Origin of the sequence: Klebsiella sp. 2-CIP_Kleb., assembly GCF_050378715.1 — a bacterium.
GTDB classification, from domain to species: domain Bacteria; phylum Pseudomonadota; class Gammaproteobacteria; order Enterobacterales; family Enterobacteriaceae; genus Klebsiella; species Klebsiella quasipneumoniae.
Window position 1 is genome coordinate 885,599 of the sequence record NZ_JBNRLG010000002.1, and the last position, 11,696, is coordinate 897,294.

Genomic DNA, 11,696 nt, shown 5'->3' on the forward strand with positions numbered 1-11,696 from the left:
CCTTATTTTAAGTTCGGGACGCAGGATAGCTAACACGTGTAAGCTGAACAAGTCCGATCAGTTAGAACTTGTCCCACCTAACCAGCGTAGCGGCCACGGAAAACGATGGCGAGTCTCCTGCTGGGTCGCCTGCGCTATCCGCTCCTGAATGGTTTGTCGCAGCGTCTGTCCTTCACCGTCCCACATCAGCTGGGTCAACATCGGCAGCGCTTCGCTAATATCGTCTATTGCCCAGATAGCAAACTGGTTGTCGGCAACGGCCTGACGTAGTTCGTGGCTCAGGCTGAGATGACGAACGTTGGCGGCAGGGATAATCACTCCCTGTTTGCCGGTTAAACCGCGCTGCTGGCAAATAGTGAAGAAGCCTTCAATTTTCTCGTTCAGACCGCCGACCGGCTGCACACGACCAAACTGGTCGACAGAGCCGGTGATCGCGATGCTTTGATTAATCGGCACGTTGGCCAGAGCGCTGATTAAGGCGCAGAGTTCAGCCATGGAGGCGCTGTCGCCATCCACTTCACTGTAGGACTGCTCAAAGGTCAGCGAAGCGGAGAAGGGGAGTTGTTGCTCCAGCTCCAGCTCGGACATCAGAAAAGCCTGCATGATCATCATGCCTTTCGCATGAATGTTGCCGCCCAGCTCGGCTTTACGCTCGACGTCGATAAACTCGCCGTCGCCAATGTGCACGACGCAGCTGATGCGCGAAGGTTCGCCGAAGGCGCGTGGATGACCGGGGAATTCAATGACCGAGAGGGCGTTAATCTGCCCGACGCATTCGCCTTCGGTTTCAATCAGGATCTGTTCCTGCAGGATTTCCTCCTGCATACGCTCCGCCAGGTAGCCCTCACGCCACTCACGGCGCGCCAGCATCGTCTGCATCGCTTCGCCGGTAATCTCTTCGCCTTCGCAGAAGGCGGCAGACTCACGCAGCTGGCGGGCTATCCATAGCGGGCTGAGCGGCAGGGTCTCCTGGTCGCCGGTGTAGCGCGTCCCTTCATCGATCAGCAGTGGCCAGGCATCGCTCGCCGGGCCCGGTAGTTCCAGCTGCTGTGCATTCTGCCATACCCACTGGCACCAGGCCTTCAGCGTATCGGCGTCTGCAAACTGCAGGGTGTCTTCATACTCACTATAGATGGCCTGGGCAGAGAGCTCTGGCTCCATTTCCTGAAAATCGGCCAGAGATTCGCGTTCGCCCACCAGCATGACTTTCAGGCTCAGCGGCATGGAAGGGATGCTGACCGGCAGCGGCCGTGATTCATCGATGGAGAGCCAGTCAAAGCGTTGACGGGTCACCATATTTTTCAGGCGCACCCACAGTAGCGGTTGTGCCAGTAGTGTGCGTAGTGAAAGCACCAGCACGCCGCCGTTGGCCTGATGGACCAGGCCAGGCTGAAGTGTGATTTCACCGTTAAACTGGCGTACGCAGCCAAACAGCTGTTCTGCCTCCAGCCAATCGGCCGCCACGACCGGAGCGGTACTGGCAAAATTATCTTCAGCGCGTTGCGCCGGCGCGAGCGTCACGTGAGCGCCGTTAACCTCATAGCGGACTCCGTGAAGCGGTGCGGCAGGTTCGTGCAGCGTACGAGTTTCAGCCGCCAGCCATTGCAGATATTCCGGCTCCTCAGGGGCTTTCACCAGCATGAAGGAGGAGACTGCCGGGGTGCACAGCAGCTGCTCAAGCGCATAGAACAAACGCGGCTGCAGATCGCCCGAGAGGGAGGGGGCCGGATGAGAGAGTTCCGCTTGAGCAAACAGCGCCTGGTAAGGTTCCAGATCAGGCGCAAGGTCGGTTCGGGTCAGTTTCGTAATGGTCAAAGTCGCTGTTTTTTAGTTAGATGTAAAGCGCGCAATTATACCTGATGCCGCGTCAGAGCACACGGAGGATTATGAGTACCCCGATGATTACCCGGCCATCCACATCACGAATAATGATTTATATTCAGCACATCAGGAAAAAACTGATATCCTGAAATGAGTTACACGGTCACATTGAGATCGCAATGAAATATCAACAACTGGAAAATCTTGAAAGCGGCTGGAAATGGAAATATCTGGTAAAGAAGCACCGGGAAGGTGAGCTGATTACCCGCTACATTGAGGCCAGCGCTGCGCAAGCTGCGGTAGATGACTTGCTGACGCTCGAGAATGAACCTGTGCTGGTGCATGCCTGGATTGAGCAGCATATGAATCCGGCGCTGATGAACCGCATGAAGCAGACTATCCGCGCGCGACGGAAACGCCATTTTAACGCCGAGCATCAGCATACGCGCAAGAAGTCAATCGACCTTGAGTTTGTCGTCTGGCAGCGCCTTGCCGGTCTGGCGCAGCGGCGGGGGAAAACCTTGTCCGAAACCATTGTCCAGCTGATTGAGGATGCTGAGCATAAAGAGAAATATGCCAGTAAAATGTCGAGCCTGAAGCACGATCTGCAGGTACTGCTGGGTAAAGAGTAACCGGCATGCCCGCTCAGCGGTTGCTAAGGCGCAGGTCGCAGCGCACGGTCGACAATGCACAATCCATCGCTCACGGTCTTTAGCTATCAGCTATCAGCTATCAGCTATCAGCCTTCAGCCGCTAAAGCGAGCGAGAAGGCATAAAAAAACCCGCCGAAGCGGGTTTTTTCATCAGTGATAACTTAAGCCGCAGGCTGAGTTACAACTTCTTTGTAGCCTTTAACTTCGATCTCTACACGACGATCCGGAGCCAGGCAGTCGATCAGGGCAGCGCGAGCTTTCACGTTGTCACAGGTGTTGCCAGTAACCGGATTGGATTTACCCATGCCGCGAGCGGAGATTTTGCCAGCCGGGATGCCTTTAGCAACCAGGTAGTCAACAACGGACTGAGCACGTTTCTCAGACAGCTGCTGGTTGTAAGCTTCGGAACCGATACGGTCGGTGAAGCCCATAACAACTGCGGAACCGTCTTTCGGATCCATGTTGCTCAGCTGGGTGTACAGCTGATCCAGAGCCTGCTGACCTTCCGGTTTCAGGGTCGCTTTGTTGAAGTTGAACAGTACGTCAGACTTCAGGGTGAAGTGCTTGGTAGCCACTTCCGGAGCCGGAGCCGGAGCCGGAGCTACAACCGGTGCAGCATCTTCCTGACCGAAACGGTAGGAAACACCCAGGCTCAGCATGCCGTTATCAGGACGGGTACCAACAGTGCCAGCGTCGCCGATGTTGTTAACCCACTGGTATTCCAGACGGGTAGCGATGTCACGAGTAACAGCCCACTCTACGCCGCCAGCAAATACTGGGGAAACGCCAGTGTCGTGTTCGCTACGGGAAACGCCGGTGGAAGCGTAGTTGCCTTTGGAGTCAGCGCGCCAAACCATGCCGCCCAGACGGGTGTAGATATCCAGATCGTCAGTGATCGGGTAACCCAGTTTAGCGGTCAGCTGAACGCCCTGAGCTTTGAAAGCACCGTTATCAACGCTGCCTTTATATGCCATACGGCCCAGCCAGTCATAACCCATTTCGAAACCGAGGTACGGGTTAACCTGGTAACCACCGAACGCACCAGCACCAAGCTGATCGTTACGGGTCGGACCATTGTTGTTCTGGAAACCGTTACCGTAGAAACCGGTGTCGTGATACTGGGACCAACCCAGTTTACCACCTGCATACCAGGTGTTATCTTTCGGAGCGGCCTGCGCTACGGTAGCGAAGCCAGCCAGTGCCACTGCAATCGCGATAGCTGTCTTTTTCATTTTTTGCGCCTCATTATCATCCAAAATTCGCCATGAAGTTACAAAAGACCTCACGGTTAAATCCTTCACCGGGGGCGTGACTTGTTGTTAACTATGCTGATACATGCAGCGTAAGCCGATCACCCCTGGCGATGTAAAGTCTACAACTTAGTTCAAAACTTACAAGTGTGAACTCTGTCAGGCATATGAAAAAAAAGGGTTGTGTACACAATATTTAACAAATATGGTTGATTTTCGTACACGAAAAAAAGGCACAAATCCCCGTGTGGCAGGCATTCCGCGAAAAAGACCCTAAAAAACACAACGCCTTTACCACCGGTAAAAAAAATTCCAGGAATAATCCTAATTTCACTCAATGATACAAATTTGAGTGAATTTTTAGCCCGCTGAGTTGTCTGCCGAGCGTGCCCTGATTTCGGACCGGGCGCATGATGAACCCCATCGCGCAGCCTTCCTGGGCGGCATTGACCAGACGCTCATGTTCGTCAGCGGTTAACTCCTCCGCCAGCCAGCAGATAACCACACTATAATTACCGGTGCGCAGGGCGCGGATCATAGAGTCTACGGTATGGCAAGGAGAGAGCTGGTTAATTTGCATGACTTTAGACAGCGGCAGACCGGCAGACTGAACCCACTCGCGGCTAAGCTTTTGTTGCGGCGTAAGCCACAGCTGCCAGCGAGACTGTTGACCCAGCTGCTGTAATAAAGGTAGCAACAACAACTGTGTCATCATGGGTTGATCTTCACGATAGACAATTTCACTGATCAGCCCATTGGCGGCCTGTTCGCCAGAACGATGAGCGTAGTGGCCTGCCGGAGCAGAAGCCTGTGCTGAACGGTTTGCGTGAGCTGAAGTAAACATAGTCTATCCCGCCTGTAGTTACTGTATGCATATACAGTATATCCACCAGGGGAAAAGATCAACCGCAATTTGTCATTTTGCTGATGGAAATTTAATCACTTTCAGCCACCCTGACTATCCGGCTTTGCGGCTGACCTCAACACTATCCTTAACGCCGGCTAATCCTTTCTCTCCTGTCTTCCAGTTGCAGCAACAGCTGCAATTTTCTGAAAGCGTCTCGCAAAACCGCACTCTGGTGGAAAAGCAGGCAAAAATCATCTTGCTGCTGTCAGGGAAGTCCCTTATGTTTTCTCTTAGCGGATCCGTTAACAACTTAAGTTTAATTACATGATTCACAAAGGAATGATCATGAAAAAACTTGTATGTCCGCGGCTCCCGCAATTTCAGGCCTGCGTCTCACCGCTGGGTCAACTTCATTCTCGCCCCCTGTTTGGCGGCTACAGCCTGGCTATCGAAGATACCGTGTTTGCGATGGTGGCAGAGGGAAATATTTATCTGAAAGCCTGCGAGCAGAGCGCTGCCTATCGGGTAGAACACCATAATCCTTTATTGATGCTGCGCCGACATGGGCGCATCGTGCCGCTAAAGTATTATCAAATTGACGATGCCTTGTGGCGCGATGAGAAACAGCTTTTCCGCTTATCGCTGATGTCGTGGCAGAGCGCCCAGCGTGAAAAATGTCGCCGCCGGTCGTCGGGACGCCTGAAGGATTTACCTAATATCAGCTTTCATATGGAATTGCAGCTGATTCACTCGGGCATACCCGATGTGTTAGCACTACGGGAGGTGGGCGCCCGCCAGGCCTGGCTAAAGCTGCGTGAGAACAATGCTTCCCTATCACACAACGTCTTGCTGGCGCTGGAGGGGGCTATCGTTGGCGTCCATGCCGCCGCGCTCCCGACGCCACGGCGTCAGGAGCTTCTGGAATGGGCGGCTGCCCGCTAGTGGACAACGGTTATTCCGTTTGAGCGTGTACCCGCTGCTGCAGGCGGCAGATTTCAGGCAACAGCGCCAGCAGTAGGCCAATCTGTTGTAACACAAGGGGCTCTTTACTGTCCGCGCGCGGCTCCAGATGGTGGATCCGGTCTTGCAGGCTGGCCAACGCCTTCTGCACTCGCTGTTCATCCGCTGGGGTATGATGTAAGGCATCATCCACATAGCAGACCGCATCATCCAGCAGGGCGAGGATGTCCGGCGTGGACAGTTTTTCCCGATGCGCGCCGAGGGCGGAGATGTAGCTGGTGAAGGTATGATTGAGACACAGCAGGCGAAAGGCGGTCTCGCGCTGTGCGGCATCCGCCCGTGGTTCCGTCGACAAGTTCGAGACGACGGAAGCCAGCTCAGCATCGCGGTTGTAGGCGTCACGGCGTGCGACACGGTAGGCCAGCCGGTTGTCGCGGCCCTGGTGGTACTGCTCCAGGATGGCATCCAGATAACGGCAGTTCGCGTTCATCGCGCGATCCAACACCCGTGGCAGGTTGCGGAATTTCCAGTCCGGCCAGATGAAGCTCACCGCCGCCCAGGCGATGGCGCAGCCGATCAGCGTATCAATGATGCGCGGCAGGGCGACTTCAAAACCTTCGCCAAGCAGGTTAAAGCACAGTAGCACCAGCAGCGTAATAAACATCGTGGCATGGGCGTACTGCACGTTACGGAAGGCAAAGAACAGCACGCCGGTGAGAACGATCAGCAGCAGCTGTCCTTCAACCGACGGTACCAGCAGGAGGACCGGCAGGCCGATCGCCACCCCGACCAGGGTGCCGATGATCCGCAACGCCAGGCGATGGCGGGTGGCGTTATAGTTCGGCTGACAGACGAACAAGCTGGTCAGCAGGATCCAGTAGCCGTGCTGAAGCCCGGTAAACTGGATAAAAGCGTAGCCGGCGCAAAGCACCAGCGACATACGCACCGCGTGGCGAAAGAGGGCTGACTCTGGCGACATATTGCGCTGCAGGCGCAGCCAGATATCGTTCAGCCCGCCGAGCCTGTCGTCGGCCAGTAGCGTCTCGGTATTACTCCCGGCGGGCGCCGTGGTTTGCACCGATTCAATGGTGGCCAGTTGCGCATCAATGGCGCGCAGGTTATTGAGTAAATAGCCGAGGGCGTTGAGCTGCTCGTCGGATGCGCCGCCGGCGCGCACGCGCTCGAGTGCTGCATCGAGATGCATAAACGCCCGTTCGAAATGGGCATCATGCTGATAGGGTTCGCGCAGCAGAATCGCCCGCGAGAGTTTCTGACAGGCCTGCGCCTGCATCGACAGCATGCGCTGGAAACGGAACATCACATCGCTGTAGCGGAATTGATCGCGCAGAGTCTGATATTGGATATGCGATGAGCTGGCGCGTTCATGAATATCCTGGGCCACAAAGTAATACTGCAGCGTGCGACGAGTACCGCGCTGCCCACGGTCGCCTCGTAGACGGGTCAACAGTGAAACCTTGGTTTGGTTAAGGGTCGCCACCAGCTGGCCGTTGGCGAGGGCCAGATCGTACAGCGGCGCCTGGCTCTCATCCTCAAGGTCTGGATCAAACAGCCGTGATTTGAGCTCCAGATAGCGGGCCAGTTGCTCATAGCTACGCGCCAGGTTGTCCTGCAGTGGACGAATCGGAAAGATCAGGTGGCCGGACAGCGTCAGCAGGTTGTACCACACGGCACCCGCCAGCAGGAACAACGGCTGCAGATACCAGTGATCGTACAGCGTAACGCCAAGCATGGTGTAGATGGCGATAAGCAGGGCGCCGAAGGCAATGGTCGCATAGCGCTGGCCGAGGCCGCCGAGCAAAATAAAGCCGATCGTAGACACGGTCAGACCAAGGGCAAACAGCGGCGGCCACGGAAACAGCAGCTCCACAGAGGCGGAGGCGATGAAAAAGCAAACCAGAGTAATGGCGAGGTTGCGCAGACGGCCCGCCAGACGGTCGTCAAGGTCGGTCAGCGCCGCGGCCACGACGCCGAGGGTGAGGGGGATGGTCAGTTTGACTTCGCCGATCCACCAGGGAAACAGCGTCGTGCCGCAGAGCGCGATAAAAATGCGTACGTTATAAAGCCAGGCGCTGTTCCAGGTGTAGCGGCGTAGCAGGGGGCTAATCATGTCCGTGTTCCGTTCGGTTACTGAAAGCGACGACGCGCATTGGCTTCACGCGCGGCGCGCGCGGTTTCCACAGAGACGACCCGGCGCCCCACTGGCCAGAGGGCGATGGCGGCGATTTTAAAATTAGCGATCCCCACCGGGATGCCTATGATAGTCAGGCACTGGGCGATGCCGCTGAAAATATGCATCAGGCACAACCACCAGCCGAAAAAAATAAACCACAAAATGTTCAGGATGGTGCCGCCGGCGTTCAGCAGACTGTTTTGTCGACCAGGCTCGAGCTCATCAACATGAATCGCCTCGTTACCGTAGGGGAATAACGAAAGGCGAGTGATTTCCCAGCAGGAACGAGTCAGCGGCAGCGTGACGATCAGCATAATGCTGACCAGGGTGGCGAGCAGCCAGCCTAAAGTGGTGGCGAAACCGCCAAGAATAAAGTTCAGAATATTCAGAATGGTACGCATAAACCCTCGGTTTTGCCCTGTGGATAAGAAGACCTGACAATTGTAACGTTTTTTTGCGCTGGAGCACCTGGTCCGGGGCGGTTAAACTGAAAAACAATCCACCCTGATTGAAAATCGACATTATATGGAACTTAAAGCGACAACATTGGGCAAACGCATGGCTCAGCATCCTTATGACAGGGTGCAGTTACTGAACGCCGGGGTAAAGGTTTCCGGCGATCGTCATGAGTATCTTATCCCTTTCAATCAGTTATTGTCAGTGCATTGTAAGCGCGGTCTGGTCTGGGGCGAACTGGAGTTTGTGCTGCCGGACGATAAAGTCGTGCGTTTGCACGGTACCGAATGGAGCGAAACGCAGCGCTTTTATCACCATTTACATACGCTCTGGCAGCAGTGGAGCACGGAAATGAGCGATATCGCCGCCGGGGTGCTGAAGCAGCAGCTGGCAGCCATCGAACGCACCCGGGCAGAAGGTAAGTGGCTGACGCGTCAGCAGGTAGCGAACGTTCAGGATAATATTCGCCATGCGTTAACCGGGCTGCCGATGCCCACCAGCCGGCTTGACGCCTTTGATAACTGCCGGGAACTGTGGCGGGAGTGTCAGCGCTGGTTAGGGGATATTGAAGCGGCGCGTCAGGCCCATAACCAGGCCTTTACCGAGGCGATGCTGGAACAGTATCGCGGCTTTTTTGACGGCGTGGAATCCTCCCCGCTCAATCCGTCGCAGGCGCGAGCGGTGGTGAACGGCGAGCGCTCCCTGCTGGTGCTGGCGGGAGCGGGCAGTGGTAAAACCTCGGTGCTGGTGGCGCGAGCGGGCTGGCTGCTGGCGCGGGGAGAAGCGGCGGCAGAGCAAATTCTGCTGCTGGCGTTCGGCCGCCAGGCGGCGCAGGAGATGGATGAGCGGATCCGCGAGCGTCTGGCTTCAGACGATATTACCGCTCGCACCTTCCACTCGCTGGCGCTGCATATTATCCAGCAGGGCAGCAAAAAAGTGCCCACCATCAGTAAGCTGGAAAGTGATACTGCGGCCCGTCACGCATTGCTGCTGAAAAGCTGGCAAAAGCAGTGCCATGAGAAAAAAGCGCAGGCGAAAGGCTGGCGTCTGTGGCTGGAAGAGGAGATGGGCTGGCAACTGCCGGAGGGGGACTTCTGGCAGGATAAAAAAGTGCAGCGGCGGATGGCCAGCCGGCTTGACCGCTGGATCAGCCTGATGCGCATGCACGGCGGCTCCCAGGCGGAGATGATCGCCGGCGCGCCGGAAACGGTACGCGATCTGTTCAGTAAACGGGTGAAGCTGATGTCACCGCTACTGAAAGAGTGGAAAGCGGCGCTGAAGGCGGAGAATGCGGTCGATTTTTCCGGCCTGATCCATCAGGCGGTCAATATTCTCGATAAAGGCCGCTTTGTCAGCCCGTGGAAACACATTCTGGTGGATGAATTTCAGGATATTTCGCCGCAGCGAGCCTCGCTGCTGGCCGCGCTACGCCGGCAAAATAGCCAAACTACGCTCTTTGCCGTTGGCGATGACTGGCAGGCGATTTATCGGTTCAGCGGGGCGCAGCTCTCCCTGACCACCGCGTTCAACCACTACTTTGGCGAAGGGGACTGCTGTGCGCTGGATACCACCTATCGCTTTAACGGGCGAATCGGCGAAATAGCCAATGGTTTTATCCAGCAGAATCCGCATCAGTTAAGCAAACCGCTGAATAGCCTGACGGCGGGAGATAAAAAGGCCGTCACGCTGTTAGCCGACGATAAGCTGGACGATCTTCTGGATAAGCTGAGCGGTTACGTTAAGCCCGAGCAGCGGATCCTGCTGCTTGCCCGCTATCACCATCTTAAGCCCGAGGCGCTCGATAAGGCGGCGACGCGTTGGCCGCACCTGCAGCTTGATTTTATGACCATTCATGCCAGCAAAGGTCAGCAGGCCGACTATGTCATTGTGCTGGGACTGCAGGAGGGCGTGGATGCGTTTCCGGCCCCGGCGCGCGAGTCGATCATCGAGGAGGCGCTCCTGCCGCAGCCGGAAGATTTTCCGGATGCGGAGGAGCGTCGACTGCTGTACGTGGCCATAACCCGCGCCCGTCACCGGGTGTGGCTGTTATTTAACAAGGCGCAACCGTCGCCGTTTGTTGAGATCCTGCAGGCGCTGGATGTGCCTGTGGCCAGGAAGCCGTAATCGCGGCTCGATTATTTCAGGCGCTCGGCAAGATAGCGTGGATAATCCGGGATCAGAATATCGAGCGGTTGAGCGAAGTGCGGCGACTGGATAATAAAGTCAGCGGTGGAGACGTTAGTGGCGACCGGAATGTTCCAGACCGTAGCCAGGCGCAGCAAGGCTTTGACATCCGGGTCGTGAGGAACCGCGTTCAGCGGATCCCAGAAGAAGATCAGTACGTCGATTTTGCCTTCTGAAATGAGGGCGCCCACCTGCTGGTCGCCGCCCATCGGGCCGCTCAGCATGGCATTGACCTCCAGCCCGGTAGCCCGGGAGACCAGGTTGCCGGTAGTGCCGGTGGCGTACAAAACATGTTGCGCCAGCAGCGCCTGATGGCGAGCAACCCATTTCATCAGCATATCTTTGCAGTGATCGTGAGCCACCAGCGCGATATGTTTTTGCGCGGGCAGGGTACGTGTTGTCAGTTCCATATTTTCATTCCACATTTTGACCTGTTGACAGATTACTGAATGTGGCTGTCGCTGCAAGCATCGCGGATGAAAATTTTGCTGGATCTGTGGGTTAGCCTGGATGGCCCCCTGCTGCGGATTAGCATACACTTAGGTGAAATAGCAGGAGGAAACCATGAAAGAGAATGATATTGCTGACATCCTGACCTCGACACGGACGATTGCGCTGGTCGGAGCCAGCGACAAACCTGACCGTCCGAGCTACCGGGTCATGAAGTATCTGCTGGATCAGGGGTATCACGTTATCCCGGTTTCGCCGAAGGTGGCGGGCAAGACGCTGCTGGGGCAACAGGGATATGGAACGCTTGCCGATGTTCCGGAAAAGGTCGACATGGTTGATGTCTTCCGTAATTCAGAAGCGGCATGGGGCGTGGCGCAGGAGGCGATTGCTATCGGCGCGAAAACGCTGTGGCTGCAGCTGGGAGTGATCAATGAGCAGGCCGCAGTGCTGGCCAGAGAAGCCGGGTTAAACGTGGTGATGGATCGCTGCCCGGCCATAGAGCTGCCGAGACTGGGATTAGCAAAATAACAAAAAACCCCGCCAGGCGGGGTTTTGTTTAGTTGCGAAGGCGCGGAGCCTGCAGCTGCTGGCGAATCGTTTTGGCCAGTTCGTCAAGGGACGGCTGCTCCGGGTGTTCGTCGCGGAGTTCGCTGCTCAGTTGCGCTTCAGCCAGATAGGTGTGGATCGGCTGACCGTCATCATCTTCCATCACTACATGGTACCAGGGCGCCGCACGCAGTTCGTCATTAGCGGCAATTTCATCCTCTTCCGGCTCCGCGAGCGAGTACTCGGGATCGACATCGACGATGACGCCCAGGTAGCCCAAGAGCGTATGGCGGACCTGTTGGCCGATACCGAATTTGCTGGCTATCATAGGCACCTCC

At 56.2% G+C, this 11,696-nt stretch carries 12 protein-coding genes; 5 read left to right on the top strand and 7 right to left on the bottom strand.

The genetic code is table 11. The features are described from left to right. Positions 1 to 57: 57 nt before the first annotated feature. Positions 58 to 1,815 carry an AAA family ATPase gene (locus tag ACQUTP_RS12145; protein ID WP_017899459.1) on the bottom strand — a complete coding sequence of 586 codons (1,758 nt, stop codon included), beginning with the start codon at positions 1,813 to 1,815 and terminating at the stop codon, positions 58 to 60. A gap of 185 nt (positions 1,816 to 2,000) precedes the next feature. Between ACQUTP_RS12145 and matP the strand changes: the two genes are divergently transcribed. After that, positions 2,001 to 2,453 (top strand): macrodomain Ter protein MatP, encoded by a 453-nt coding sequence (gene matP / locus ACQUTP_RS12150; protein WP_002898404.1) that lies wholly within the window; start codon positions 2,001 to 2,003, stop codon positions 2,451 to 2,453. A gap of 182 nt (positions 2,454 to 2,635) precedes the next feature. Here the strand turns inward: matP and ompA are convergent, their stop codons facing one another. Beyond that, positions 2,636 to 3,706, bottom strand: coding sequence for a porin OmpA (gene ompA / locus ACQUTP_RS12155; RefSeq protein WP_004201430.1), 1,071 nt, complete (start codon positions 3,704 to 3,706; stop codon positions 2,636 to 2,638). A 352-nt stretch (positions 3,707 to 4,058) separates the two neighbouring features. Continuing rightward, positions 4,059 to 4,568 carry an SOS-induced cell division inhibitor SulA gene (gene sulA / locus ACQUTP_RS12160; RefSeq protein WP_004201431.1) on the bottom strand — a complete coding sequence of 170 codons (510 nt, stop codon included), beginning with the start codon at positions 4,566 to 4,568 and terminating at the stop codon, positions 4,059 to 4,061. A gap of 25 nt (positions 4,569 to 4,593) precedes the next feature. Here sulA and ACQUTP_RS12165 point away from each other — a divergent pair, with 25 nt between their 5' ends. Further along, positions 4,594 to 4,899, top strand: coding sequence for a hypothetical protein (locus ACQUTP_RS12165; protein ID WP_153650437.1), 306 nt, complete (start codon positions 4,594 to 4,596; stop codon positions 4,897 to 4,899). A 17-nt stretch (positions 4,900 to 4,916) separates the two neighbouring features. Beyond that, positions 4,917 to 5,513 carry a TfoX/Sxy family DNA transformation protein gene (locus tag ACQUTP_RS12170; RefSeq protein ID WP_004201433.1) on the top strand — a complete coding sequence of 199 codons (597 nt, stop codon included), beginning with the start codon at positions 4,917 to 4,919 and terminating at the stop codon, positions 5,511 to 5,513. A gap of 10 nt (positions 5,514 to 5,523) precedes the next feature. Here the strand turns inward: ACQUTP_RS12170 and yccS are convergent, their stop codons facing one another. After that, positions 5,524 to 7,659 carry a YccS family putative transporter gene (gene yccS, locus ACQUTP_RS12175; protein ID WP_004201435.1) on the bottom strand — a complete coding sequence of 712 codons (2,136 nt, stop codon included), beginning with the start codon at positions 7,657 to 7,659 and terminating at the stop codon, positions 5,524 to 5,526. Between the two features lie 17 nt (positions 7,660 to 7,676). Further along, on the bottom strand, positions 7,677 to 8,123 hold the full coding sequence (locus ACQUTP_RS12180) for a YccF domain-containing protein (RefSeq protein WP_004201437.1): 447 nt from the start codon (positions 8,121 to 8,123) through the stop codon (positions 7,677 to 7,679). Positions 8,124 to 8,247: 124 nt separating this feature from the next. On the opposite strand from ACQUTP_RS12180, the gene helD reads away from it, so the two are divergent. After that, positions 8,248 to 10,302 carry a DNA helicase IV gene (helD, locus tag ACQUTP_RS12185; protein ID WP_004201438.1) on the top strand — a complete coding sequence of 685 codons (2,055 nt, stop codon included), beginning with the start codon at positions 8,248 to 8,250 and terminating at the stop codon, positions 10,300 to 10,302. An 11-nt stretch (positions 10,303 to 10,313) separates the two neighbouring features. Here the strand turns inward: helD and mgsA are convergent, their stop codons facing one another. Then, the gene (mgsA, locus tag ACQUTP_RS12190) at positions 10,314 to 10,772 is read right to left on the bottom strand and encodes a methylglyoxal synthase (protein WP_004201439.1); all 459 of its coding nucleotides are present in this window, start codon (positions 10,770 to 10,772) and stop codon (positions 10,314 to 10,316) included. Positions 10,773 to 10,926: 154 nt separating this feature from the next. Here mgsA and ACQUTP_RS12195 point away from each other — a divergent pair, with 154 nt between their 5' ends. Then, positions 10,927 to 11,340, top strand: coding sequence for a CoA-binding protein (locus tag ACQUTP_RS12195; RefSeq protein ID WP_004201441.1), 414 nt, complete (start codon positions 10,927 to 10,929; stop codon positions 11,338 to 11,340). A gap of 28 nt (positions 11,341 to 11,368) precedes the next feature. Here ACQUTP_RS12195 and hspQ read toward each other — a convergent pair whose 3' ends face one another. Continuing rightward, positions 11,369 to 11,686: a heat shock protein HspQ gene (hspQ, locus tag ACQUTP_RS12200; protein WP_017899464.1), complete on the bottom strand. Its 318-nt coding sequence runs from the start codon at positions 11,684 to 11,686 to the stop codon at positions 11,369 to 11,371. Positions 11,687 to 11,696: the final 10 nt, after the last annotated feature.